Annotated in this window: 27 protein-coding genes; 2 read left to right on the forward strand and 25 right to left on the reverse strand. The window is 73.1% G+C overall.

Going from position 1 to position 23,106, the window contains the following annotated elements:
* Nucleotides 1–33: 33 nt before the first annotated feature.
* From AMK13_RS38095 to AMK13_RS38105, 3 genes are all read right to left on the reverse strand, one after another.
* A complete protein-coding gene (locus tag AMK13_RS38095; protein ID WP_074006137.1) occupies nucleotides 34–342 on the reverse strand; it encodes a hypothetical protein in 309 nt (102 codons plus the stop codon).
* Nucleotides 343–505: 163 nt separating this feature from the next.
* Nucleotides 506–1,636, reverse strand: a complete 1,131-nt coding sequence (locus AMK13_RS38100) for a ParB/RepB/Spo0J family partition protein (RefSeq protein ID WP_074006138.1) — start codon at nucleotides 1,634–1,636, stop codon at nucleotides 506–508.
* Nucleotides 1,633–2,835: a ParA family protein gene (locus AMK13_RS38105; protein ID WP_074006139.1), complete on the reverse strand. Its 1,203-nt coding sequence runs from the start codon at nucleotides 2,833–2,835 to the stop codon at nucleotides 1,633–1,635. Before AMK13_RS38105 ends, AMK13_RS38100 begins: the two co-directional genes overlap by 4 nt.
* 408 nt (nucleotides 2,836–3,243) lie before the next feature.
* Between AMK13_RS38105 and AMK13_RS38110 the strand changes: the two genes are divergently transcribed.
* Nucleotides 3,244–3,678 (forward strand): hypothetical protein, encoded by a 435-nt coding sequence (locus tag AMK13_RS38110; protein ID WP_074006140.1) that lies wholly within the window; start codon nucleotides 3,244–3,246, stop codon nucleotides 3,676–3,678.
* Nucleotides 3,679–4,384: 706 nt separating this feature from the next.
* The gene (locus tag AMK13_RS38115) at nucleotides 4,385–4,774 is read left to right on the forward strand and encodes a hypothetical protein (protein WP_143204744.1); all 390 of its coding nucleotides are present in this window, start codon (nucleotides 4,385–4,387) and stop codon (nucleotides 4,772–4,774) included.
* A 205-nt stretch (nucleotides 4,775–4,979) separates the two neighbouring features.
* Here the strand turns inward: AMK13_RS38115 and AMK13_RS38120 are convergent, their stop codons facing one another.
* The 22 genes from AMK13_RS38120 to AMK13_RS38220 form a co-directional block, all read right to left on the reverse strand.
* Entirely contained in the window at nucleotides 4,980–5,423 is a 444-nt protein-coding gene (locus AMK13_RS38120; protein WP_074006142.1) for a hypothetical protein, read from the reverse strand.
* A gap of 33 nt (nucleotides 5,424–5,456) precedes the next feature.
* The gene (locus tag AMK13_RS38125; protein WP_074006143.1) at nucleotides 5,457–5,993 is read right to left on the reverse strand and encodes a hypothetical protein; all 537 of its coding nucleotides are present in this window, start codon (nucleotides 5,991–5,993) and stop codon (nucleotides 5,457–5,459) included.
* A gap of 67 nt (nucleotides 5,994–6,060) precedes the next feature.
* Nucleotides 6,061–6,318 carry a hypothetical protein gene (locus AMK13_RS38130; protein ID WP_074006144.1) on the reverse strand — a complete coding sequence of 86 codons (258 nt, stop codon included), beginning with the start codon at nucleotides 6,316–6,318 and terminating at the stop codon, nucleotides 6,061–6,063.
* A 94-nt stretch (nucleotides 6,319–6,412) separates the two neighbouring features.
* Nucleotides 6,413–7,147 carry a hypothetical protein gene (locus tag AMK13_RS38135; RefSeq protein ID WP_074006145.1) on the reverse strand — a complete coding sequence of 245 codons (735 nt, stop codon included), beginning with the start codon at nucleotides 7,145–7,147 and terminating at the stop codon, nucleotides 6,413–6,415.
* 109 nt (nucleotides 7,148–7,256) lie between these two features.
* Nucleotides 7,257–7,832: an AAA family ATPase gene (locus AMK13_RS38140; protein WP_143204745.1), complete on the reverse strand. Its 576-nt coding sequence runs from the start codon at nucleotides 7,830–7,832 to the stop codon at nucleotides 7,257–7,259.
* A gap of 56 nt (nucleotides 7,833–7,888) precedes the next feature.
* Nucleotides 7,889–8,356 (reverse strand): DUF3307 domain-containing protein, encoded by a 468-nt coding sequence (locus tag AMK13_RS38145; RefSeq protein ID WP_074006147.1) that lies wholly within the window; start codon nucleotides 8,354–8,356, stop codon nucleotides 7,889–7,891.
* Nucleotides 8,295–8,951 carry a hypothetical protein gene (locus AMK13_RS38150; RefSeq protein ID WP_074006148.1) on the reverse strand — a complete coding sequence of 219 codons (657 nt, stop codon included), beginning with the start codon at nucleotides 8,949–8,951 and terminating at the stop codon, nucleotides 8,295–8,297. The genes AMK13_RS38145 and AMK13_RS38150 overlap by 62 nt, the downstream gene beginning before the upstream one ends.
* Before the next feature lie 123 nt (nucleotides 8,952–9,074).
* Entirely contained in the window at nucleotides 9,075–9,500 is a 426-nt protein-coding gene (locus tag AMK13_RS38155; protein WP_074006149.1) for an HIT family protein, read from the reverse strand.
* Nucleotides 9,497–9,931 carry a RapZ C-terminal domain-containing protein gene (locus AMK13_RS45595; protein WP_241853207.1) on the reverse strand — a complete coding sequence of 145 codons (435 nt, stop codon included), beginning with the start codon at nucleotides 9,929–9,931 and terminating at the stop codon, nucleotides 9,497–9,499. Before AMK13_RS45595 ends, AMK13_RS38155 begins: the two co-directional genes overlap by 4 nt.
* 128 nt (nucleotides 9,932–10,059) lie before the next feature.
* A complete protein-coding gene (locus AMK13_RS38165) occupies nucleotides 10,060–10,482 on the reverse strand; it encodes a hypothetical protein (protein WP_074006150.1) in 423 nt (140 codons plus the stop codon).
* 59 nt (nucleotides 10,483–10,541) lie between these two features.
* Nucleotides 10,542–10,787, reverse strand: coding sequence for a hypothetical protein (locus tag AMK13_RS38170; protein WP_074006151.1), 246 nt, complete (start codon nucleotides 10,785–10,787; stop codon nucleotides 10,542–10,544).
* Nucleotides 10,788–10,910: 123 nt separating this feature from the next.
* The gene (locus tag AMK13_RS38175) at nucleotides 10,911–11,150 is read right to left on the reverse strand and encodes a hypothetical protein (RefSeq protein WP_074006152.1); all 240 of its coding nucleotides are present in this window, start codon (nucleotides 11,148–11,150) and stop codon (nucleotides 10,911–10,913) included.
* Nucleotides 11,151–11,232: 82 nt separating this feature from the next.
* On the reverse strand, nucleotides 11,233–11,964 hold the full coding sequence (locus AMK13_RS38180) for a hypothetical protein (protein WP_074006153.1): 732 nt from the start codon (nucleotides 11,962–11,964) through the stop codon (nucleotides 11,233–11,235).
* 164 nt (nucleotides 11,965–12,128) lie between these two features.
* The gene (locus AMK13_RS38185) at nucleotides 12,129–13,187 is read right to left on the reverse strand and encodes a hypothetical protein (RefSeq protein WP_074006154.1); all 1,059 of its coding nucleotides are present in this window, start codon (nucleotides 13,185–13,187) and stop codon (nucleotides 12,129–12,131) included.
* A 218-nt stretch (nucleotides 13,188–13,405) separates the two neighbouring features.
* Nucleotides 13,406–13,750, reverse strand: a complete 345-nt coding sequence (locus tag AMK13_RS38190) for a hypothetical protein (protein ID WP_074006155.1) — start codon at nucleotides 13,748–13,750, stop codon at nucleotides 13,406–13,408.
* A gap of 28 nt (nucleotides 13,751–13,778) precedes the next feature.
* Complete coding sequence (locus AMK13_RS43870) at nucleotides 13,779–14,402, reverse strand: ATP-binding protein (RefSeq protein ID WP_074006156.1); 624 nt, start codon at nucleotides 14,400–14,402, stop codon at nucleotides 13,779–13,781.
* Nucleotides 14,403–14,569: 167 nt separating this feature from the next.
* On the reverse strand, nucleotides 14,570–16,876 hold the full coding sequence (locus tag AMK13_RS38200) for a type IV secretory system conjugative DNA transfer family protein (RefSeq protein ID WP_074006157.1): 2,307 nt from the start codon (nucleotides 16,874–16,876) through the stop codon (nucleotides 14,570–14,572).
* Nucleotides 16,877–16,884: 8 nt separating this feature from the next.
* Nucleotides 16,885–17,262 carry a hypothetical protein gene (locus AMK13_RS38205; RefSeq protein ID WP_074006158.1) on the reverse strand — a complete coding sequence of 126 codons (378 nt, stop codon included), beginning with the start codon at nucleotides 17,260–17,262 and terminating at the stop codon, nucleotides 16,885–16,887.
* Between the two features lie 3 nt (nucleotides 17,263–17,265).
* On the reverse strand, nucleotides 17,266–19,746 hold the full coding sequence (locus tag AMK13_RS38210; protein WP_074006159.1) for a hypothetical protein: 2,481 nt from the start codon (nucleotides 19,744–19,746) through the stop codon (nucleotides 17,266–17,268).
* Nucleotides 19,747–19,879: 133 nt separating this feature from the next.
* A complete protein-coding gene (locus tag AMK13_RS38215) occupies nucleotides 19,880–20,452 on the reverse strand; it encodes a hypothetical protein (protein ID WP_074006160.1) in 573 nt (190 codons plus the stop codon).
* A 133-nt stretch (nucleotides 20,453–20,585) separates the two neighbouring features.
* The gene (locus AMK13_RS44355) at nucleotides 20,586–20,741 is read right to left on the reverse strand and encodes a hypothetical protein (RefSeq protein ID WP_198959513.1); all 156 of its coding nucleotides are present in this window, start codon (nucleotides 20,739–20,741) and stop codon (nucleotides 20,586–20,588) included.
* A gap of 110 nt (nucleotides 20,742–20,851) precedes the next feature.
* Complete coding sequence (locus AMK13_RS38220) at nucleotides 20,852–23,089, reverse strand: hypothetical protein (protein WP_074006161.1); 2,238 nt, start codon at nucleotides 23,087–23,089, stop codon at nucleotides 20,852–20,854.
* Nucleotides 23,090–23,106: the final 17 nt, after the last annotated feature.

Genomic DNA, 23,106 nt, shown 5'->3' on the forward strand with positions numbered 1-23,106 from the left:
TCCTTCCCTGTCTGCTGTGCAGGCGACGTACCGTCAGCGCTCGTCCGGCTCGACCAGGCTCCAGCCGCTGACCACCGCGAGCGGCCCGCGCCAGGCCGGCAGCCTCCGGGCAGCGCGGCCGGAGCGGACGGTGACGTCCTTCAGGTGCAGGAACCGCAGGTCGGGCGCCCGACGGCGACGCCCGTCCTCGGCAGCTTGGTCCAGGCGCCCGATCACCTCCCGCACGACCTTCCGCATCCCGTAGTAGTCGGCGTCCGCGACCTGGCGGAAGTAGAGGTCCTCCCAGGCCGCGGCCGGGATCACGGTCCCCGTGACGAGCGCCCCGTCCACCGCCAGCGTCACGACGACGGCATGCTGGTCTCCCTTTCCCTGTGGGTCCGGATCGGGCTGCGCCCCGACGGGGGGCGCTGCCGGACCGCTGGCGATCTGTCCGCGGTGGGGCGGGATGTCGGAAGTGCGTGCGGCGCCCGGCTGGAGCCGGACGCCGCACGCACTGATCAAGTGATCATCGAGCCTGGGGCTCGGCCTCGCTTTTCAGGAGCTCAAGCAGCTCAGCCGCCACCAGAACGGCCTGGCGATGGTCCAGCGCGTCAAAAAGCAACTGCGCGGACGCCCGGGGGTCGGACGGGACCAGGCGGACCGTGACCGCCGAGGCATCGTGGGTGTGAGCGTCACGCTGGTCCGGCAGGCCCGAGACGTAAACGCCGTTTACACCCGAGGTCCCTTCCGGCGAACGATCCGTAGAGGGCTGGGCCGTCGCTGGCGTGTAAACGCCGTTTACACCGACCTCGGCGCCGTTGTCCCCGCTGGTAGGTGTCGAGGCGCGGTCCGCCTTCTCTTCTGCCGGACGGTCCGCTCGCTTGCCGGCTCGGGCTGTCTTCGCTGCCAACTTGTCGGCTGCCGTCTTCTTCGCGGACTCGGCCCGCTCGAGCTGCTCCGCCGGGGTGATCTTCCCTGACCGTGCCTCAGCTCCGATCCTGCGCGCATCCTCGATGGCCAGTTCCCCGGCCCCCGCCTGTTCCTGAAGCTCGGGGGACAGGTGCAGCAGCGCCAGCCGCTGTCCCACCCACGCACGGGACTTGCCCAGCGCCCGCGCCACTGCGGCCTGGTTACCGTCGTAGACCGAGTCCAGCAGTTGCTCGATCGCCTGGGCCTCTTCGAACGGCGACACGTCCTCGCGGTGGGCGTTGGCGATCAGAGCCGCCTCGACCATGTCCGAAGCGCGGGAGACCAGGTCGTCATTGAGGTCGACACGCAGGGTCTTGAGTCCCGCTTGCTGCGCGGCCTTCAGGCGTCGGTTCCCGTCGAGCGCGACGAAGTCCGCCTCACCGATCGCCTCCGCCTGATCCGGATGTGCGTCAAGGAAGGCACCGCGGCTCACCACGGTGACCGGAACGATCTGCCGCCGGGTCAGGCTCTCGGCGAGCTCGTCGATCGACTCGCTGTCGATGGTCTTACGCGGGTTGAGCGGGTTAAACACGATCGAGGACACCGGCGCCGACGAAGCACGTCGCACCCGACCCGTCGCGTCCAGTGCCTCGCTGCGTGCCCGCACCTCGTCCCCGCGGACCGCGCCGCCCTGCGCCAGCGACCCGAACGACCCTCCGCCGGCCTGCAGCTTCTTGGCGATGCTCATGCGAGCCTCCGTCGGATCTCTCGCATGCGCTGCGCCTGGATGGATGTGGGTGCGTACATGAGCAGCGGCTGCTTGACGTGGACGGCCTCGCGCTGCTCCTTGAGGTCGGGGACGATGGCGACGACGGGCGGGGTGCCCAGCGATTCCCACTCGGAGAGGGAGTGGGTGGCGACGTAGCCCTTGCGCTTGTCGAACTTGTTGACGACGAGTCCGAGGCGGTCGATGTCGACCTCGTAGTCGAGGCTGACGGTGCGGATCTGGCTGTCGAGCATGGCGTAGGCGTCCGCGGAGGAGTCCTCCGCTTCCACCGGGACGAGCACGCCGGAGGCTCCGGCCGCTTCGTTCTTACGGCGGTGCCCGTAGTAGAGGCCGGCGTCCATCGCCAGGCCGAGGTTCGGCGGAGCATCGATCACGATGACGTCGAAGTGCTCCTCGAGCGGGGCGAGGGCTCGCTGGAGGCTGGTCTCGCGGGGTCCGCGGACGGACCCGAGCCGGGAGTCGAGCAGGAACGCATCGAAGCTCGAGGGGAGGAGGCTGAGTCGTCCTTCGAAGTGGTCCGACTCGATCTCCACGACCTGGTCGAGGAGCGCACCGGCGACGCGGTCCCGGTCAACCATGTGGGTCACCAGGCTCTCCTCGCCCGGCGGGATCTGCTTGACGCCGAGCTGGGAGGTGAGGTGGCCCTGCGGGTCGTAGTCGACGAGCAGGGTGCGCAGCCCGGGCAGGGCGGGCAGCTTCGAGGCCCCGGTGGTGGCGGGGAGGCCCAGCGCTATGGCCTGGCCGGTCCCGGCGGCGATGGTGGTCTTGCCGACGCCGCCCTTCTGGTTGCAGACGACGAGGCGTCGCGTGTAGCGGGGGATCGTCAGCTCGGCCAGGGAGACGTTGTGGGAGTCGATCCATGCCCGGACCGCCTGGGCGAAGCCCTGGACATAGGACGTGCCGTCTCGGTTGTCGCAGTCGTTCTTGAATGCCTCGTACAGGCCGGCGGGGAGGTGCGTGTTCCAGCTCTCGGCCCCGGAGGTGTCGATGGTCGGGTTGCTGTCGGCGGGTCGGGCGCGCCACTGCTCGACGGCCTGGGTGACGGCGACCTGCATGTCGATGCCGAGCTGCGCCGCGCGGGTCTTGAGTTCCTGGCGGAGGGCGGCAGGGAGCTTGGACGCAACCTTTTCCCGCTCGCCTCCGGGTTTTTGAGAGGTCATGACGTCACCTTAGTGGCGTGTGCCTGATTCGGGCACATCCGGCACGCCGGTGCCGTCAGGCTCGTGGCCCGCTGCGGAGTAAACGCCGTTTACACCGACGGCTCCAGCCACGCCGGGTAAGCCGACCCGAGGTCATCAGCGCCGCCCAGCCGCATCTCTGAGGGAGCCCCGAACGCGAGAGGGGCCGCCCAGTGCGCTTGGCCTCGTCATGGAGGAGGACTGCTCCTCCACCTTCCTTCGATCGCCTGGGCCGCGGGAACTCAACGGTCTTCACGCTGGGGATCCCTCTGCTGTGCGTGGCGGGCAGTCCAGTCGTAGCTTCTCGTTCCCCGTTCTGTTGACCGCCTCAGTTCGCAATGGAGATGCTTCGATCAGGGTTAACCGAGCTGAGGCCTGACGGGGAGCGACGTGGCGAACATTGAGGTGCCAGGACCTGAGGCGGATTGGGAGACCGCTCCGGAGTACCACGGCGGAAAGCGCAATCCCGCGTTTCAGGAGAGCACGTGGGAGGTCGCAACTGGCGCGTACCGCGTCGTCGCCGGCCTGCAGCCTCGCCTGGAGCCACTCGCGGCACGTTTGCGGCTGACCGTGGAACGGACCTGGGAGGACCTCGGCTACGTCCATGTGGCCATGTTTCGCATCGACCGGCTCCATTTCGCGCTGAGCCAGTTCGAGGGCGGGAGTCCCCTCTACACGGCGGTCTGGCTGGATCGCTCGACGATCGACATCGAGGCGGCCCTCGATGTCTTGCTCCGCGTTCTCGGCATCGGCCGTGAGGCGCTGGCGTTCGTCGGCACCAGCGACACCGGTTTCCAGAACCTCAACGGCTGGACCAGTCAGTAGAACCCGCCGCACCACCGTCCGACATGTCCGATCACGCTGAAAGAGCAGGCGCCACCGACCCCGAAACGCGAAAGGGCCCGCTCCCTCCGGCGTCAAAGCCGGGGGAGCGGGCCCTTCACTATGCAGAACGCCTGAGGCACCGCCGACCACTGGCTCGGACGACGGTGAAGGTTGCAGCCGGATCACCTGGATCGTGAGCACCATGTTCGTCCGGGAGCGGGTCGAGCACGCTGGCCCAGACCGGGCTGGTCCTGCCGTGGCTCCTGACTGCTCCGTTATAACCGGGTTGTGGGTCGGCCTGGCCCCGAAGCCGCGGTTCATCCCAGTGCCTGGCCCGCTCGCGGTTGTGTGGTCTCCGAGGCGTGCGGTAGGAGGTCGGGCAGGAGGATTGTCGGTCTCCGTCCGATGGGGCGACGGGTAATTTCGGGTGCGGTGTGTCCCCTGTGGTGCCGTAGCATCCGGACGGCAGAACGCACACCTGGTCACGGGGGAGTACCGCACGTTGTTCACGAGCTCGATACCCATGCTGTCCGGAAAGGCGGCACGGACTGCCCGCGCGGCCGTACTGATGGTTTCGGGCGCCCTGGTGCTCGGCTCGTGCTCGCTCGTGGAACCAATGGTTGGAGGATCGGGAACACCGAGCCAGCCTGTACGTGTCGAGTCACGGGCGGACGCTCTGACCCGGGCTAACCAGGTGCAGGGCCACGTGGGCGAGCTGGCAGGCCTTGAACGGGATCCGTGGACCAAGCTCATCGCCTACTACAGGTGCTCGGGGCGGGGCATGGGTATCGCCGACGACGGTGAGGCGTACGAGCTCAGCTCGGCGATCCGCTTGAAGGCCACGGATGACCAGCGTCCCGAGGTGGTTCGAGCCCTGCGGGAGAAGCTTGCGGGTGAAGGATTCAAGATCACCTCGAACGAGCCGGGTTCGGCGGATCAGCCCGCTTGGGATTTCGAGGCCGTCCATGAGCCCGACCGCTACACCGTTCGGGCGGGCAAAGCGAAGCCCGGCCAAGGCGTGGCCGTTGTCGTCACTCTGCCCTGCCAGGCTCCGCCAACCGCTGCGGGCTCGCCTGCTCCGACGGCCACCATCTGAAGACTGCGGTGGTGAGCAACCACTCAGCGGCGGCTTTGGAGGCCCCGGGCCGGCGGGCGGGCCGGTGAGCGTGCCACGGCGGGCCGCGTCCAGGCGGCGGGAACTGCGTCATAACCGGGTTATGGATCCGGGGCCCGGAAACGCAGAAGGGCCCGTCTCCCCGACTTCGACGCCGGAGGGACGGGCCCTTCTGTGTTTCCGGGGATCAGGCCAGAGCTGGAATGCCTTCGCGGTCGAGGCCGATCACGTGGCTGACGGTGGCGAGGGTGGCGGTCCAGTCGCCGGCGTGGTGGACGGCGCGGTCGTCGATGTAGCAGGCCGCGCCGAGCTTGGTCCTGGTGATCAGGATCGGGCCGCCGACGACCTGCCAGTACGCCCGCTCGGGGTTCGGGTCGAAGAAGGCGTCCAGGCCGCTGTACCAGCTGACCCAGTCGGCGACCTCCGGCAGCCACCGCTCCGGGCGGGCGGTGCAGATGAACACCGCCCTCCGTGCCGCAAGGAGCCGTAGCGCGTCCATCGCGCCGGGCTGGGGAAGGCCGATACGGCCGCCCTGCCACCCCTGGTCGACGGCGAGCGTGCCGTCCAGGTCCAGGCCCACGGCCTGGCTGGCGGGGCTGTCCGTACGGGGTTCGATGACGGGTCGGTGCATGTGATCCTCCATCGGATGGGCTACGGCTGGGGCCTAGAGGAGGGGGAGTTGGTTCCCGTCCGGCTGCTCCGGGGTGTCCTCGGTGTGGATCTGAGCGCGGGCGTCGTCGTGGGCGGCGTCGCGGTGCTCGCACACCAGGCTCCCGTCTGGGAGCCGGCTCCACTCGCAGCTGCCGACCGCGTCGTCTGCGGCGTCCTCGGGGCTGGGGTGGTGGGGGATGAACTCGTGCTCGAGGATGTCGCCGCACACCGAGCAGCGGGCGGTCCAGCACAGCGACGGGGTGGCGATGCCGACGTCCGAGCGGGCCGCGCCCTCGCGGCGCCAGGCGTAGCCGTGCTCGAGGACGACGGCGTAGCTGACGGGCTGGAGCGGGGAGCCGTCGTCCAGGTCGGTGGACAGGGCGTTGTGCTCGGCGGCGGCCATCAGGGCCGTGGCGAGGTCGGGCATCGGCAGGAGGGTGTTGGGGCCGGTGAGCCACAGCTCCCAGGGCCGGTCCGGGGTGCCGGGGCGCAGCCGCTGGTCGGGGTTCGTGTTGAACAGGCCGCGGCGATCGGCGGGGGTGGTCGTCATCTCGGTTCTCCTTCGACGCGTCGCCCGGCCTGCTGGGTGTGGGCCGGGCCGGGGTGCTGGCGGGTGGTCAGGCGTGGCGGGCGGTGGGGTGGTGCAGGAGGAGCTGGAGGGCGGCGGTGATGTTGGGGTGCTCGCCGGTCGCCGGCCTGCCGCAGTTCCAGCAGTTGGCTTCTCCTCCGGCCCAGGAGGTCTCGCAGGGCGCGCAGGTGTAGTGGCGGCGGCCGGCGGGTCCGGCGTACGGGTCGGCGGAGACGGTGGGGAGGGCGATCAGGACCGGCTTGTGGTTGGCGGCTGGGGTGGGGCGGCAGGTGGCGGTGCGGGCCATGGCTGTGGTCTCCCTGATCTGAGCGGCGGGGCGGGGGAGGGGGCGGCGGGCCGATCTTCGGTGGAGGCCGGCCCGCTGCCGAGGTGCTGTCGAACTACGGGAGGCCAGCGCCCTCGCCCTCGTCGGCCTCGTCGGCCTGGTCCTCGTCGACGGCCGCGGCGGGGCAGAGCTCGGCGATGGCGAGTTCCTCGCCGAGGGCGGACCACGGGTCCTCGGCCTGGTCCTCGTTGTCGGCGGGCTGCGCCGTGTCGGCGGCGGGCTCGTCCAGGAGCGCGACCAGCTCGCTGATGCTGCTCACCTGGATCTGCTGCTCGCCGTCGCGCACGAGCAGGTAGGTGCGGGTGCTGTAGCCGTGCTGGTCGGCAGGGGAGGGGACACACAGCAGGTGCGCGCCGCCGGGCAGCTCGCACGTCGCGGTGCCGTCCTCCGCGCCGACCCAGTTGGCGGCCTCGGTCAGGCTGCCGCCGCTGCGGTCGAGGCCGTGGGCTCCGGTGGCCGCGCGGTGTGCGGCGTCGGCGGCGACCTCCTCGGCGAGCTGCTCCCGCGAGGGCGCCGGGGCGGGCGCGGCGGCGGGGGCGGGGGCGTAGCGGTAGGCGGGGACGCCGAGGCGGTGGCGCAGCGGTCGGCGGAGCTGGGTGGTGGCCTGGTCGGTAAGGCAGGCGGCGAGGCCGGCGGCGGCTACGGCGAGGGTGAAGCGGGTCTCGGCCGGGCGGGTGGCGAGGGTGCGGTAGGTGGTGAGGCCGGCGGCGGCCGCCGCGGCGGCGATGGCGATGTTGTCGGCGGTGTCGAGGGCGGTGCTCAGCAGGGCGCGGGTCGTCTGCTCGGTCATCAGGTGCCTCCAGGGGAGCGGGGTTGGGCCGGGCGGCCGCGCCGCGCACCACGGCGCCCTGCCACCCGGGCCTGGCTGGCCGGTGGGCGGGGCGCGGTGGTGGGCAGCGTCAGTGCCCGGTGCGGTGGTGGCGGATCTCGTCGAAGCCCTCGTGGTGGAGGAGGGCGCGGGCCGAGCGGGCCATGCGGTGCTGGTAGCGCAGGATGTCCTCCGGCACTCGCTGGTGGTCGGGCCTGCTCGAGTTCCGGGCGAGGCAGAGGTCGAGCGGGGCGTCCGTCAGGACCGCGACTGTGCGGCGGCCGTGGGCGTGGGCGAGGTCGACCAGCTGGAGCCGGTGGTGGCTCTCGCAGCTCACGTTGTCCACGAAAGTGGTCAGCCCTCGGCGCAGCCGCATGCTCAGGATCTGGTGCTGGAGGAGCAGGGCGTCCGCGGTCGCGGCCTGGTCACCGGGCTCGGAGACGACGGCGCGCAGCTGGTCGAGGCTGACGATCTGGTGCGGCGGCACGGCGAGCAGTGCCGTGGACTTGCCCGAGCCGCTGGCGCCGATCATGACGACGACGTCGCCGGGTTCGACGGGGTCGAGGGTGCGGGCTTGGGCGGTGGCGAGGGTGGTGGTCACGGCGGTTGCCTCCGAGGGGGTGGTGTTCAGCCGGGCGGCCGCGCCGCGCACCACAACGCCCAGCACTCCCGGCCTGGGTGGCCGGGTGGCGGGGCGTGGTGGTGGGCAGCGTCGGTGCCCGGTCAGACGGCCGCGATGATGAGGGCCGCGGCGAAGAGCCACAGAGCGTGGAAACTCTGGTCCAGCACGTAGCTGCCTCGGCCCAGGTGCCGGCCGGTGATCCCGTCCTCGGCGGTGGAGGTGTCGACGACGTCCGCGCCCAGGCCGTAGAACTCGCTCTTCCCCGTCACCTTCGCCAGCCAGGCCAGGGTGGTCCGCCTGTCGGCCCACCAGTGGGTTCCGGCGTCGACGGCCAGACCGAGCAGCAGGCCCGCCGCGGTGAGGTGGAGGTCGAGGACCAGGGCGGCCGGGAGCAGCAGCAGGGCTTTGGTCAGGGTGAGGGTGCTGACGTGCTTGGTGCAGGCCCAGCGGCCGGCCCGACCGGGCATCCCCTTGCGGGCTGACTGGCACGAGCTCTGGATCCAGTGGTCACCGACCTGGTGGCCGACGAACAGGGCGATGAAGACGACTGCGAACGTGGCGGCGAGCACGGTGTTCCCTCTCTTCGTGGGCAGGAAAGGTGGCGCCCCGCCCCGGGCCGAAGTGCCGGGGACGGGGCGCTGGGCCGGTGGGCGGCGCTGGCTGTTGGGTGGTCAGGCGACCGGGCCGCGCTCCGGGCAGGGGGAGTACGCCTGCGGCTTGCGCCGACCAGCGGACGTAGTCGATGGAGCTGGAGGCGTAGCTGGTGTTCATGAGGCTTCCGGAATGGTCGACGCTGTCGCGCAGGCGGTCCAGGCGCTCCCAGGCCAGGCGCAGCTCGGCGATGAGCCAGGCCCGGTCGTCGTGGGTGAGCTCCGGGGCGGTGGCGATGGCGTCGAGGTGGCCGGTGTCCTGGATGCTCGCCACGAGGTAGTCGTCGACGCGCTGCGCTTCCTCGGCGGTGAACTGCTCGCCGATCCGCCGGGCCTCGTCGGCGCGCGGGTCGTCCTTGTAGGTGGCGAAGCTGCGCTCGGAGAGCGCGAGGCGGGTCAGATCCCAGTCGGTGGCCTCGCCCAAGATGCTGTCCTGGCGGAAGGGCCTGCCGGGCTGGTTGAACGGCTCGTAGACAGCGGCGGTCTGGGCGGGCGTGGTGGTGTCGGTGGTCATGGAGTCCTCCGGCGTCGGTTGCTCGGCCGGGCGGCCGCGCCGCGCACCACGGCGCCCGCCGTCCGGGCCTGGCTGGCCGGGGCGGCGGGCGCGGTAGTGGGCAGCGTCAGTGCCCGGAGCGGGTCAGAGCCAGGCCCCGGTGGGGTCGTCGCTGGTGGTCTGCGCTTCGGCGGCGACGGGTGTGGGGACGGTCCAGGGGAGGTGGAGGCCGTCGTGGGTCCGGCGGGGGACGAGGTGGATGTGCAGGTGCGCCACGGTCTGCGTCGCCTCGGGGCCGATGCTGGTGATGAGGTTCGCCGGGCCGGCGCCCTGGGCGAGCTCGGCGGCGCGGCGCATCGTCGCGGCGGTGACGTCCGGGTCGTACGCGGCGTCGGGGGTGTGGCTGGTCGGCAGGACCAGCAGGTGCCCGTCGGTGACCGGGTTCAGCGGGACGATGGCCAGCGCGTCGGGCCAGCGGGCCACGATCTGGGCGGGTGCGAGGCCGGCGGCGATCGCGCAGAACACGCACCCGCCACCGGCCCCGTTGTCGTGTGCGGCCGTGGCGGTCACCGGGCGGTCTCCTTGACCGGCAGGTGGACGTGGCGGTGCGTCACGGTCACGGCCGCGCCGAGCTCCTGGAGCAGTCGGCCGGCCTCGCGGCCCACGGAGACGCTGCGGTGCCTGCCACCGCGGCAATAGACATGGATGCGGACCGTCTCTCCGGGCAGCGCGGTGTGCTGGGCCAGGGCCCGGCGCACGGTGCGCTCCACGATCTCGCGGGCGCCGGGGGTGGCGAGGACGTAGTCGAGGACGTGCTGGTCGAGGCCGGTGGAGCGGATCATCTGCTCGCGCACGGCGGGGTCCTCCGGCGGATTCCTCAGAGCGGTCGTCAGATCTACGGTGAGGGCGTCGCCGAGCGGCGGGTCCTGGTGGAGCGTGCCGAAGGTGGTGATCTCGAAGGACGCGGCGGCGAGGTGGCCGGCTGCGGTCGTCGTGCTCAACGGGTTCTCCGATCTCGTCGGTGTCGGCCGGGCGGCCGCGCCGCGCACCGCGACGCCCGCCGCCCCGGCCTGGATGGCTCGGGAGCGGCGGGCGCGGTGGTGGGCAGCGTCGCTGTCCGGACGGGCGGTCAGCTGTGCTGGAGCTCGGAGGCGCTCTCGGCGAGGGCGGGCAGCGCGTGGGCGGCGGCGGTGGCCACACGGAGCCGGAGCTCCTCGGCGGCACCGACGGCGGCCAGCAGGTCCCGGTAGAGCTGGCGCTGGTCGGGGTCGTGGAGGTCGAGGTTGGTCTCGGAGGCGGCCGCGGCGTTGCAGAGGTAGACGACGATGCCGGCCGCCTCGCGGTGCAGGCCGACCAGGCCGGGCTGGAACTCCATCGGCGAGGTCGACCTCGCCAAGGCCCTGCGCAGGTCCGCGGGCCGGGCCGCCCGGGCGGCGTCGAGGTTGCTCTCCAGCACGGCCGCCAAGGCGGCCGGGTCATGGAGCGCGAGGTGGTAGCCGAAGCGGCGGAGCAGGCGGGCGGGCAGGAGCTGGAGCAGGTTGCGGCGGGGCATGGCGGTGGGTCCTCTCCGGTGGTGTCGGGTGGGCGGTGCCGGGTGTCCGGGCGGACGGGTCAGTCCAGCCCGGCGCGCAGCTCGTCGGCGCGGGTCTGGGCGGCCAGAGCGGCCTGGGGGTTGATGGCGGCGCCCCGGGCGGCGGCCTCGGTGAGGAGGCGGATGAGGGCCTGGCGGGCGGCGGGGTCGAGGGCGGGAGCGGGACGGCCGTCTCGGGCGGCGGCGACCCTGGCGGCGAGGGGTTCGAGGTCGCGCAGGTCTGCCCGGTGCTGCGGGACGGCCGGGGTGCTGTCGTGCGGGCTCAACGGGTTCTCCGATCTGGTCGGTGCCGGCCGGGCGGCCGCGCCGCGCACCACGGCGCCCGCCGTCCCGGCCTGGATGGCTCGGGGGCGGCGGGCGCGGTGGTGGGCAGCGTCAGTGCCCGGGCGTCAGTGGGCGGCGCTCCAGATGAGCAGCAGGATCACGGCGAGCCCGACGAGGACGGCCTTGGGCGAGATGCTGGTGGTGGACTGCAGACGTCGTATCTCGGCGTGGATGGCGTCGCACTCGGCCTGGATCCCGCTGTGGGCTTTGCTGCCGGGGGTGAGGCCGGACAGGATCGCGGAGCGGTGGTGGAGCTTCTCGTACAGGGCCGCGATCTGTGCGTCGCGGGAGATGGCCAGGGCCACGGCGGGTGCCTCTCGGTCGGCGGTGCGGGATGGGGAAGGGAGGGGTGGGCCGGTGCTCGGTGCACCGGCCCACCCGGGAGGTTCAGTGCTGGTCGAAGGGCGAGCCCGGTGCCGGGACGGTCGGCCGGGCGGGCCGGGCCGTCTTGGGCTCGGGGGCCTGGATGGTGATCTGCGGCTGGACGTCGGTGCGGTTGATCACCATCGGGCGCAGCGAGAAGGTCAGGCCGCGCAGGGCGAACAGCGAGATGCCGGTGATGGCGGCGGCGGTCAGGCCGACGGCGACCGGGCGCCCGGTCTCGGGGGCGGCGGACCAGACCATGGCGAGGGTGGCGGTGGACCAGGCCGTCCAGCTGGCGCGCGCGATGGCACCGCGGGTGATGAAGGCGAGCAGCGCGGCGATCAGGCCGACGGTCTTCCAGACGTCGTAGGCGGTGGCCGGGGTGATCGGGTCGGCGGTGTGGGTGCCGAGGTAGGCGTGGATGGGGCCGGTGATCGCGGCGCGCAGGCCGTCGCCGCCGGCGGGCAGGTTCTGCGGCAGGTGCACGGCGTCGATCACGGCGCCGGCCGCGTTGAACAGGATGCCGCCGACGGTGCCCAGGACCAGGACCGCGAGGGTGATCGCGACCAGGTACGCGAGGGTGCGCACCCACGGTTCGGCGCCGGGGAAGTCGTCCAGGGCGCCGGCCAGTTCGCGGCGGCGCTGGTCGTACCAGCCGCCGGGGGCGGTCAGGGCGCGGGTCCGGCGCCGGGCCGACTCGCGGACGCTGACGCTCGGCTGCTCCTGGGCGGCGGTGGGCTCGGTGGGCTGGTTCACGGGGGTGCTGCTCCTGTTCGGGGTGGTGTGCTGGGCTCGGCGCGGGGACGGGCGGCGTGGTGCGGGGTCAGATGAAGGCGGGCTGATCGCGCTGCCCGGGGCGGGGTCGGGTGAGCCGGAGAGGCGGGGCGGGTGTGTCCGGCTGCTGTCGGGTCTTCTGGTGGTCAGGCCTCCTGGGCGGTGGGGTGGGTGGCGGTGTGGTCGGGGGCGGGGGTGTCGCGCCGGGCGTCGTGGGCCTGCTCCGCGCGTGCGGCGCGGGCGGTGATGTAGGAGTCGATCCATGCCTGCGGCTGGTGGCCGAGGGTCTCCGCGTCGTCGAAGGCGCGCTCGGCGAAGTCCCCGTCCTCGAGCTCGCTCGCGATGTCGGCGAGGGCGAGCTCGGTGGTGCGGGGGTCGATCACCCGCAGGACCTGGAGCAGCCGGTACGCGGTCCAGGCGTGCGATCCGGCGCGGGCGTGGGCGGCGGTCGCCGCGTGGTCCTCTCCGCCGACGACGTCGTACAGCTCTTGGGTCGACATGAGGACGTGCTTGAGGAGGTCCTCGGTCATGGCCGGTGCCGCGTCGCCGTCGGCCGGCATCGGCAAGTCCACGTCGTCGGCGGTGCTGTGTCCGGTCGGCGCGGCCCAGTCGGCGGCGAGCTCGGCCCGGCTCGGCGTGTTCTGGAGGACCCGGCGCACTGGCATCTGCAGGCCGATGAAGCCGGCCCCCGTCAGGACGAGCGGCGCTTCGGGCGCCGCCTGGGTGATCTGCAGGTGGCGGCCGGCCTGCGCCCACCGGGCCAGGTACTGCGTGTCCAGGGTGGTGAGGTCGACCGGCTCGGCCGGGCGGCCGAGGTGGGTGGCGAGCAGACCCCGCCAGGGGACGTGGGCGCCGTCCAGGGTCGGCACGGTGATGCGGCCGGCGGTGCTGCTCGCGGTCAGCAGACCGGGCTCGACGGCCAGGTCGACGGTGTCGTGGTGGCCGGGGTGGGAAGCGGCCCAGGCCTGCAGGTAGGCGGCGTGCACGGCGCCGACGGTGGCGGTCCATTCGTCCTCGCACGCGTGCGGGCGCTGGCGGGCGACGGCGAGGGTGTAGCGGTCGGTGGCGACGGCGTGGAGGTGGGTGCCGTCGTTCGCGAGGCGGACGCTGGCCAGGATCGGGGTGCTGCTGGTCGGGTCGGCCATGTGCGGCATGACCTGGGTGAGGGCCTCGGCGAGTCGGTGGGCGGCGACGGTGGTGGTCATCAAGGGTCCTTCCGGTTGGGTTTCAGGTGGTGGGCGGTCGTTGAACTCGGGTGGCGCGGCCGAGCGCACGGAGCTCGCGGATTGGGCGCGCCGCTTCCGGAGCTCGCGGGGGTGGGCCGGCTGCCTGGTCCCGGCCCCGGACGCGCCGCCGCCCGCCCGACCGGGGTTCGGCGGGGCGGGCGGACGGTGTACGGCCGGTGGCGAGGCTGGTGGGCCGGTCAGGTGCGCTGGAAGCGCTGGGTGTCGGGGTTCCAGCGGGCGTTGGTGTTGAGACGGTTGAGGTCCTCGACAGCGTCGGGGGCGTCGGCGGGGCAGGGCACCAGGCCCAGGCCGGGGACGTCGCGCACGTACCAGTCCCACTCGCGGCACTCGGCCGTGCCGGGCCACTGGCCGGTCCAGGTGCTCCGGCAGCGTTCGTCGTCCTCGTCGTGGCCGCACATCAGGCGCTGGCGGCCGGTCTGGGCGCACAGTGCGATGTCGCAGTCGTCCTGGTGGACGTCGCCGGGGGCGGCCTGGCAGTCCGGGCAGGGGTCCGTTGCCGTGTCGGGCGTGCTGGTGGTCACTGGTTGCTCCTTCGGGTTGGTGGTTGGTTCAGCCGTTGTTGTTGGTGATGCCGCCGCGGCCCCGGGCCAGGACGGTGCCGGTCGCGTTGGCGCCGGCGGCGGTGCGGGAGCGGACGGCGTGGGGCAGGACGGTGGCGGTGCCGTCGGCGATGCGCTCGCGCAGCAGGTCGGCGGTGTACCGGTCGGGGGTGCCATGGACGGTGAGGTCACCGGCGAGGAGCCGGTCACGCAGGCCGAGCGGCCACACGTCCAGGCGCAGGTTCCTGGTGGCGACGGCGGTCTCGATGGCGAGGTCGCGGCCGGTGACGACCAGCTCCTGGAGCTGCTCGGCCACCCGGCGCCGGCGCAGGAGCTGGTCGGCCGCGTCGATGAGGAGCAGGACGCGCGGCTGGTCCTCGGTCGGGGTGTGGGCCGTGCTGCCTGCGGCGACGCAGGCGGCGGTGCGCCGGCGGGCGAGGTCGAGGACCTGGTCGAGCATCTGCTCGGCGCCGTCGAAGTCGGCGTGCCGGTCGACGGCGGTCAGGCTGTCGCGCCGGGGCTCGATGGCCCAGGCGGTCGCGGTGGGGTCGGCGGCGGCCCGGTCGGCGAGCCGCTGGAGGGTGTGGGTCTTGCCGGAGCCGGCGGTGCCGACGAGCAGGTGGGTGTGCGCCATGGCGGGGTTCCGTTCGTGTGGGCATGGGTGAGGGGCCCTCGGCCGGACGGCCTGGGCTTGGATGCGTGGTGCGGGTGTGGATCCGCCCGCCCGGGTCGGGGCCGGGCGGGCGGGCGGGCGAGCGGAGGGCTGGACGTCGGGCTGCACCTCGGCGGTGTCGCCAGCGGTCAGAGGCTGTCGGAGGGCTCCGGCAGGCTGTCCTGGTCGGTGTTCTTGAGCAGCGGCAGGCCGTACTCGCCGGCCCGGTCCGGGTTGCGGACGACCTTTCTGGCCTTGACGAGGTCGGTGAGCTTGTTGGCGACGGTCTTGGCGGACACCCCGGTCATCGAGGTGATGTCGTCGATGTGGACGTACCCGATGTCCAGCCCGATCGGGTCGGCGCGGTCGCCGAGGACGCGGAGGATCTTCTCCTCGGCGGTGGGCTCGCGGGCGGGTGCGGTGCGGGTGGTCTCGGCGGGCGTCCAGTCGTCGAGGTCGGGGCCGAGGGCACCGTCCGTGCCCGCGCCGACGGGGGTGGCGGCGATCAGGTCCCGGTCGGCCCAGTCGGGGAAGTCGAGCGGGACGGCGACGGCCTCCGGGTCCCACAGGCCGGCGGCGGACTCCTGGATCCAGGCGCGCATCATCTCCGCGCGCTCGTCCGGGCCGACGACGTACCCGAGACCGAAGGTCCTACGGGGGTCGTCCTCGGGGAGGTCCGGGTCGTAGATGAGGCTCTCGTTGGCCTTCTTCCAGAACGCGGGGATCTTGGACGGGTCGATCCCGTCGAAGGAGTCCGGGAGGTCGACGCGGTGGGTCTGGGAACTGTCGGAGCGCAGGAGGATCAGCGCGCCGCCGTAGAAGACGTTGTCACGTACGGCGGTGTCGCCGCCCATCTTGTCGAGGTTGAGGATCTGGCCGCACAGCACCAGGCAGATGCCGAGCGAGCGGCCCTGCTCGGCGATCGCCGCGATGATCATCGCGGCCTCGGCCCGGTAGGGGGACTTCTCCCCGAGGAGCTGCGCGAACTCGTCGAGGATCAGGGCGACGAACGGCCGCTCGGCACTGGCCGTGAAGTTCTTCGCGCGCAGGCTCTGGCTCTCGGCGATCCGGTGCTGCAGGAGCGCGTAGGCCAGGCGCAGGGAGCCCATCGCTCCCTCCCGGCCGCAGCCGGCGTAGGCGGCCATGTCCTCGATGTCCGGGTTGGAGCTGCCCTTGGGGTCGGCGTAGATGATCGCCACGCCGTTGACGTGGTAGCTCAGGGCGATCAGCTGCAGGACGCCGCCCTTGCCGGAGCCCGTGACGCCGGCGACCAGGACGTGACGCGCGCCGCCCTTCTCGTCGAAGAGCTGGATACGGGCCGGCTTGCCGGACACGCCCGTTCCCAGCGTGACGAACCCGTTGTCGTTGGCCACCAGGGCCTTGGCACCGGGCAGGGGCCTGCCGTCCTCCAGCGGCGAGCGCTCCATGACGCGCAGGATCGCGCGGCGCGGGTCGTCGGTCGCCTCCACGCTGACCAGCAGGGTGGTCTTGTGCAGCGCCCCGGCGAGGCGGGTGGGGTCGGGCATGCTGAGGGCGTCGGTGTCCTCATCCGCACAGATCCACGCGGCGACACCGCCGGTGGCGGGGTCCGTGATGAGGCCTTCGAGGTGGGTGCCGGGCATGCAGCCTCCGCTGCGGGCGACCCTCTTGAGCCACGTCCGCTCCAGGTCTCCGTGCTGGAACTCCTCCGGGGTGGGGGCGGTGAGGCGCACGACGATGCGCTTGGAACTGGCGTGCGGGCCGTCGGCGACGGTGATCCACTCGGCGGGGATGCGGAACGTGCCGGAGACGGTCTCGGGAGTGACCGTGACCGGACGGCCGGGCGCGGCCTGGATCAGGCCGTCCCAGTCCGCGTCGCTCACCCCGTGGAGGGTCAGGTGTTGGCCGGTGTGGGCTCCGTACTCACCCGAGATGTGGGCGTCCCACAGGCCGAGGATCTTCTCCACCCGGGCGTCACGGGCGGGCCCGGGGTCCGCAGCGGGCGGGGCGGGCCGCGCCTTGCGGCGCCGGCTGCTGCCGAGGACCGGGCGCAGGGCCCAGCCGACGAATCCGACGGTGCTCCACCAGGCGACGGAGACGAAGCCGGGCAGGGAGGGCATGGTCATCCAGCCGGCCACGAGTGCGTCGATGCCGACGGTGCCGTTGAGGGTGGCGGTGGCCGCCGCGGTGGCGGTGGCCACCGCGGAGGCGGCGAACGGGATCCGGTGGGCGCGCAGGATGTCCCCGCCCGGCAGGGCGTCCAGGACGCCGTCGGACAGCAGGCCCGCCGCGGTGGCGCCCGCCACCAGGACGGGCGCGGCCAGGAACGTGCTCACCGTGGTGGCCGCCTGCGGGTCGAGGAACGGCATCCCCGCCGCGACGAGGAGCGGAGCCGCGACCTGGGCGGCGGCGAAGCGCTTCTCGACGGCCGGGTTGCGGGCCGCCGGCTGGGCTTGTGCGGTGTTGTCGGTGGTCATGGCTGCTCCTATTCCTGCTTGTACCAGCCGCGGTCGGCCATCTCGACCGGGGACCTGTCGGCCGCTTCCTTGATGCCGCCGTGCGATTCCTGCGCCTGCCGGTCCGCGGCGAAGGCGTTCTTGCTGGTCTCCAGCGCGGCCGCGGCGTACCAGGCCGCGTACTTCCACAGCTGGCGCATGAGCCCGCCGACGTCCTCGGTCTCGGCCACGGTGAAGGGGTCGACCTTGAGGCTGGCGATCTGCTCGGCGATCCGCTTGACGTCGTCGCTCTCCTCCTGAAGCCGGGCGGTCAGCTTCGCCTGGCGGTCGGCCAGCGCCCGCGCCTTCTTCGCGGCGCTCCTGACGGACAGCCTCAGGCTGATGTAGGTCAGCGATACCTTGGCCATCGGTCAGCTCCCGTTCTCGTCGCGGTAGAACTCCCTCTCGGCGGGCTCGGTGAGGTCGCTGTCCACGACCGCGCGGAAGATGATCCCGTGGCGGACGTCGGAGTTGGTGATCAGTGCCTGGATCGCCTCGGTCCCCCTCGTGAGCGACTGGTGCATGTCGACGGCTTTGGCGCTGGTGGTCTTCGCGCTCTCGTGCAGCTTGTCGAGCACCGCCACCAGTCGGGCGCCGGCGCGGATCTCCTTCGCCGCCTCGCGCAGGCACAGCACGTCGTTGGCGAGCCTCTCCGCCTCGGCCTTGATCTTCTTGCTGTTGTCGTCGTAGCCGGCGAGCAGCGCTCGCTTGCCGGCCATGGCCCGCATGAAGCTCTTGAGGTTCCGGATCTCCAGCCGGGACTTGACCCTCACCCCGTCGCCGTCGACCTGGTACTCGACGCCCGTCGCGCTGACATCGCGAACCGCGGCGGGCTCGACCGGGCGGCGCTGCTGCTCCGGCTCCAGGTGCATACGGCCCAGGGTCGTTCCGAGGGACGGCCCCTCGCTCGTTGCTGCCGTCGGGGCGCCCGGCATTGCTGCTCCTTCGCGGGTCTGGGCGGTGTTGCCGTCGTTGGTCGCTCTGGCCGGTGTGACGCGCAGGGCGGCCGGGGGTGAGGGCGGGGTCGCGGGTTTGGGCGGCGCGGCCGGCCCGGGGGTCGTCGGGGCGGCGGGTTTCAGCAGGGAGCTCGCCTTCGCGCCCGCGCCCTGCGGGGGCGAGGGCGGGTAGGCGGGCTTGGGCGGCACAGCCTGCTGCCGGGGGCCTCCCTTCGTCTCGGCGGGCGTGCGGGCCGGCCCGTTCGTGGCGGGCCGCTGTTCGCCGTTCGGGTCCTTGCCGGTGTCCTGGCTGCCCGGCTTGGCGCCGGGCCACTTGGTGCCGTGTCCTTTGTCGCCGATGCCCGGGCCCGCCTGTGCCTGCGCCTGTGCTGGTTCGGGCAGGGTGTTGGCCTGCCCGCCGGGTTCGTCCGCCAGGCCGAGAGCCATGAACAGCAGCTGCGCGACCGCCTCGACCTTGGCGCGGTCGACCGGGGGGTCCTCACCTCCGGGTGTGGGTCGCACGTGCCCGGCGCGGGGCGTATCGGTGCCGGGCGCCGCCGTGGTGGACGGCGGCGTCCGGGGGTCCTTGCCCGGCGTCTCGCGGCCGGCCGTCCCCGGCCGGCCGCTCGGGGGCTTGTCGGGGTCGCGCCGGTTCGGCGCGGGGGCCGGCCACTTGGTGTTGTGGCCTTTGTCGTCGGTGGCCGGGTCGGCTTTCGCCTGCGCAGGCCCGGGCGCGGAGCCGGCCTGCTCGCCGGGCCCGTCCGCCTGGCCGAGGACCTGGGCCATGAACTCCTTGGCCTGGGTACGGCGGTCGGCAGAGGCTCGTTCCGGCGCCGCGGGATCCGGGCTGGCGGTGCCCGGCGTTTCGGGGGCGGACGGCGCCGTTTCGGGGTCGCGCTCCGACGCTTCGGAGGCGGGCCCGCGCTTCTTCTCGGGCGTTTCGGAGGCGGCGCGGGCCTTTCCGCGTCCGGCGGCGGGACTTTCGGGCCCGGGCCCGGCGGTGGTCGATCCGCCGTCGTTCTTCGCCGACTTCGTGCCTGCGGACTTGCGGTCGGCGGTGGTGGTGTCGGAGCTGCTGGTGCGGTCGTCGCGGGTCGTCTTCGATCCGCCGTCGTTCTTCGCCGACTTCGTGCCTGCGGACTTGCGGTCGGCGGTGGTGGTGTCGGAGCTGCTGGTGCGGTCGTCGCGGGTCGTCTTCGATCCGCCGTCGTTCTTCGCCGACTTCGTGTCCGCGGACTTGCGGTCGGCGGAGTCGTTGTGCCGGCGGTCGCGGTTGGCGTGGTTCTTCGTGTCGTTGGTGTGGTTCCGCTTGGAGTCGTTGTGGTCCTGCCCCTGGTGCTGGTGGGTCTTGTTGCTCAGGTCGGCGGTCTTGGCGTCGCGCTGGGCCTTGCTGTGGCTGGACTTGTCGTCCTTGGCGATCCGGTCGGCCTTGTTGCTGTTGGTCGTGTTGCTGGAGTTCCCGGAGACGCGGTTCTCGCTGATGGTGTGCTGCTTGCGGATGTTGGTCGCCGTGCCGGTGCGTCCCAGCCTGGCGGCCACCGCCCGGATCAGGGCCGCCACGGGGCCTTCACCGGAGGGGTCCTTCTTCCCGTCGCCGTCGGCCTTGCCGTCAGCCTTGCCGCTGGCGTCTTCGGAGCCCTTGGCGCCGCCGTCGCCCTGGGCCCGGTCGGCGGTGGTACCGAGGACGGGGCGGGCGGGCTGGACGGGCGTCAGAAGCTGCGCGAGGCCGCCGTGGCGGCCGTTCTCGGTGCGCTCGGACGACCCGTCGGTGTGCGCGGCAACGTTCGGGACGGCGTCCGCAGTGGGCTGCGCGGAGGGTTCCACGACCGGCTGGGAAGCGGGTGCGGGGGGCAGCGGGGGCACCGCCGGCGGGGTCGACGGCGGGGGCGGAATGTCGGTCGCGGGGGTCGCGGTCACCACACTTTTCCTCACTATCAGTGACCTCCCTCCCTCCTCCCTCCCGACCGGAAAATGTCCTCCCATGGCTTCTTACATGCCGGGAGGACGGATTCTCGGAGGAAGGAGGAGGGAGGGAGGAGGTCACGATCCGTTACGACTTGGCGAAACGCTTCTTGGCCCAGCCGAACGCCACGAGGACGCCGGCGCCCCCGAGGACGGCCAGGCCGACACCGGAGTTGGAGCCGCCGTCGCCCTCGCTCGAGGCGACCTTCTGGGCGGTGTTGACCATGCCCGGGGCGTCGACCACCGGGTAGGCCTTGCCGCAGTCGGCGATCGCGCCGTAGGCGCCGGCGGCCTTCGCGACGCACGCCTGGACCGCCTCCCGGCGGGCCTTCTGCGCGTCGCTCTCCACCCCGGTGGTCCTGGCCGACTCGGCCACCAGCGAGGCCTCCTGCTTCTGCCGCTCCAGGTCGATCCGCGACTGGTCGAGGGCGATCTGCGCCCTCTTGACCTCGGCGTCCGCGGAGGCGGAGGCGTACTGCGACCAGGCGAACATCCCGGTCGCGGCCAGGGCGACGCCCGCGACGGCCACGCCCGCCTTCGCGCGGGGGGAAAGGCGGGCGTTCGGGGCGTAGGCGCCGTGCAGCGGCGGCGTCTGCTTCCAGGACGGGATGCTGCTGACGTCGTAAGCGGGGTCGTTGTAGACCGAATCACGCTCGGCCATGGGGTACTCCTTCTCTTTTGCGTGGTGCTCGGCGCCGGGGCCGGACGCCTTCGCCAACCCCCGGCAGACCCCCTGGTCAGGGGATGCAGGGGGCCAGCCGAGAGGCCCGGATCTCGGTGGACGGGACGGCCGGTCAGCGGCGGCGGCGCAGCCGGGGGTGGCACCACCAGCAGTCGGGGCCGTGGTCGTCGTCGGTGCGGGCGTGGACGATCAGGAACGGGGTGGCCACGGCCGCGATGACGGCCACCAGGACCAGGGCGAGGCCGGTCAGGTAGGCGAGGGTGCTCATCAGGACTCCTTGTGCTCGGTACGGTGGTGCTCGGCGCTTCGGCGCCTTCGGCGGTCACCAGGGCGATTGGTGCGCCCTGGTGGCCACCGGAAAGGCCGAGTACTCGTCGGTCAGTTCGCCTTGGCGAGGTCGCGGTAGGCGGCGACGCGCCGCGACGCGGTGGACTTGGAGACGCCGAGTTCTTCGGCGATGGGCTGCAACGGCAGCTTCTCGGGCGGGCCCTGGTGGCGTTGCACGTGCCGGGTGATGACCTCGATGTCGGTCTTGGTCAGGACCCGTGCAACGCTCACCGTCGTTGCGCCAGCCGTTGCCGTTGCAGCGGCAGGCGTTGTGTCCGACCGGGGCGTTGCAGCCGTTGCAGCGCTCGCGTTGCGGCCCGTTTCACCGGCCGCCAGCGCGAGGCGCGTTGCAGCGCCGACCGTTGCACGACTCGCTCCACCTGCGGTTTCACCCGGGGCGGCGGGTCGTGCAACGGGCACGGGTGCAATCGCCGGGGCCGGTGCCGGGGCGGGGTGGACCGGGGCCGTTGCAGCTCCCGTTTCAGTCCCGTCGGGCTGCGTTGCAGATGGCTCGTCCGCCGGAGCGGTGTCGTCGTCGTGCGTTGCAGGGGCGTGCGGGACGAGCTCGTGGACGCGCCAGACGACGATCGGTGCGATGCATGCAACGGCGACGATCAGCTGCCATTGCGCGTGCCACGTTCCGTCGGCACCCCGCACCACTCCAAGGAGGTGGGCGTCGGCGACGTGGTAGATCGCGTTCGCGAGGATCATCGTCACCAGCGCCGCCACGACCTCCTTCGGCTTGCGGGCGCGGATCGCGGACATCGCCCACACGTCGACGCACACCGGCAGCAGCCAGCCGATCGAGGCCGGGATGCCGACCAGTACCGCCAGCGCGTACTCGCCGCTGGCGGTCAGACCGACACCGGCCGCCAGCGCCGCCCACGGAGCCTTCGTCCACGCCCACGCGGTCAGCTGGACGGCGCGACGCCGAGCCCGCGCGGGCAGGCCCCGCTTGCGCGCCGCCTGCCTGGCCGCGATCCGCCGCTCCTCCGCGACCAGCACCTCGACCCTGGCCTCGGCCCCGACCACCTGCCCGGCCGCCCCCTTGATGGCCTGCTCGGCCTCGATCCGGGCCTGGTTGAGAATCCGCTGCGCCTCAGCCTCGGCCTTGCCGCGCGCGGCCTTGGCCTGGCGCTCCACCTCGGCGGCCCGACTCTCCGCCGTGGTGCGCAGCGCGTCGGCGTGCTGCTGGCCGCGCTCGCGAAGGCCGGCGGCCTGGCGGGCGGCCTCCTCCCGGATCGCCTCGGCGTCGCTCTCGGCCTGCTCGCGCAGCCGCTCGGCCTCGGCCTGGGCCGTCTCGCGGATCTCGTCCGCGTCCGTCCGGGCCGTCTCCTCCAGCCGCACTCGCAGGTCCTCGGCCTGGCGGCGCAGGTCGTCGGCCTGTGCCTCGGTGGCGTCGGCGAGCTCTCGGGCTTTGGCGGCGGCGGTGTCGCGGATGCGCTGGGCATCGGCGGCGGCGTCCGCGCGGGCCTGGTCGGCGGCGGCCAGCGCGTCGCGGCAGGCCTGGTCGGCCAGCGCCCGGCGGCCGGCCAGGTCGCGCTCGGCCTCGGTCTGGTAGGCGTCGACCCGCTGGCGGGTGCGCTCCAGGGCCTCGGTGGCGTCGGCGAGCTGCTCGCGGGCGGTGGTGAGGTCGGAGTCCGACGTGCGGCGGATCTGCCGGGCCTGGGTCTCGGCGGTCTCCACCAGCTGGCCGGCCGTCTCGGTCGCGTCCGCGAGGATCTGCTCCGCGCCCTGCCTGGCCTTGGCCTCGGTCTCGGCGGTGAGCGCTGCGGCCGCCTTCTCCGCCTTCGCCTTCGTGTCGGCGAGCAGCTGGTCGGCCCCGGTGCTGGCGGTGGCCCGGACCTGGTCGGCGGCGGTCTCGGCGTCGGCGAGCAGCTCGGCGGCGCGCGCCTTCGCGGCCGTGAGCAGCCGCTCGGCCTCAGTGCTGGCGGTGGCCGCGCCCTCCTGGCGCAGCGCCTGGGCGTCCTGCTCGGCACCGGCCAGCAGGTCGGTGGCCTGCCGGCGGGCGCCGTCCAGGATCCGCGCGGCCTCGTGGTCGGCGGCCTGGGTGAGGGCGGCGGCGTCGGCCGCGGCTTGCTCGGCCAGGTCCCTGAGGTCGGCGGCGCGGTCGCGGGCGTCGGCCAGCGCCGCGCGGGCCTGGTCGAGCACCGCTTCGGCCGCGGTCTGGTCGACGGCGACGGGCACCGGGCCGGCGGTGGGCTGCTCGGCCGCGACCGGGGCGGTGGTCTTCTTCGCGGGGGTCTTCGCCGCGGTCGGGCGGCGCGCCGGGGTGCGTCGGGTCGCCACGAGGGCTCCTCCTCTAT

Origin of the sequence: Streptomyces sp. CB02056 (assembly GCF_001905545.1) — a bacterium.
GTDB lineage: Bacteria > Actinomycetota > Actinomycetes > Streptomycetales > Streptomycetaceae > Kitasatospora.

What these genes read in the sequence shown, in the direction of transcription:
- AMK13_RS38105 (WP_074006139.1), bottom strand. Translation starts at nt 2,835, where the DNA reads ATGACCTCTCAAAAACCCGGAGGCGAGCGGGAAAAGGTTGCGTCCAAG.
- AMK13_RS38205 (WP_074006158.1), bottom strand. Translation starts at nt 17,262, where the DNA reads ATGGCCAAGGTATCGCTGACCTACATCAGCCTGAGGCTGTCCGTCAGG.
- AMK13_RS38150 (WP_074006148.1), bottom strand. Translation starts at nt 8,951, where the DNA reads ATGACCACCGACACCACCACGCCCGCCCAGACCGCCGCTGTCTACGAG.
- AMK13_RS38200 (WP_074006157.1), bottom strand. Translation starts at nt 16,876, where the DNA reads ATGACCACCGACAACACCGCACAAGCCCAGCCGGCGGCCCGCAACCCG.
- AMK13_RS38165 (WP_074006150.1), bottom strand. Translation starts at nt 10,482, where the DNA reads ATGCCCCGCCGCAACCTGCTCCAGCTCCTGCCCGCCCGCCTGCTCCGC.
- AMK13_RS43870 (WP_074006156.1), bottom strand. Translation starts at nt 14,402, where the DNA reads ATGGCGCACACCCACCTGCTCGTCGGCACCGCCGGCTCCGGCAAGACC.
- AMK13_RS38135 (WP_074006145.1), bottom strand. Translation starts at nt 7,147, where the DNA reads ATGACCGAGCAGACGACCCGCGCCCTGCTGAGCACCGCCCTCGACACC.
- AMK13_RS38125 (WP_074006143.1), bottom strand. Translation starts at nt 5,993, where the DNA reads ATGACGACCACCCCCGCCGATCGCCGCGGCCTGTTCAACACGAACCCC.
- AMK13_RS38185 (WP_074006154.1), bottom strand. Translation starts at nt 13,187, where the DNA reads ATGACCACCACCGTCGCCGCCCACCGACTCGCCGAGGCCCTCACCCAG.
- AMK13_RS38130 (WP_074006144.1), bottom strand. Translation starts at nt 6,318, where the DNA reads ATGGCCCGCACCGCCACCTGCCGCCCCACCCCAGCCGCCAACCACAAG.
- AMK13_RS44355 (WP_198959513.1), bottom strand. Translation starts at nt 20,741, where the DNA reads ATGAGCACCCTCGCCTACCTGACCGGCCTCGCCCTGGTCCTGGTGGCC.
- AMK13_RS38120 (WP_074006142.1), bottom strand. Translation starts at nt 5,423, where the DNA reads ATGCACCGACCCGTCATCGAACCCCGTACGGACAGCCCCGCCAGCCAG.
- AMK13_RS38100 (WP_074006138.1), bottom strand. Translation starts at nt 1,636, where the DNA reads ATGAGCATCGCCAAGAAGCTGCAGGCCGGCGGAGGGTCGTTCGGGTCG.
- AMK13_RS38215 (WP_074006160.1), bottom strand. Translation starts at nt 20,452, where the DNA reads ATGGCCGAGCGTGATTCGGTCTACAACGACCCCGCTTACGACGTCAGC.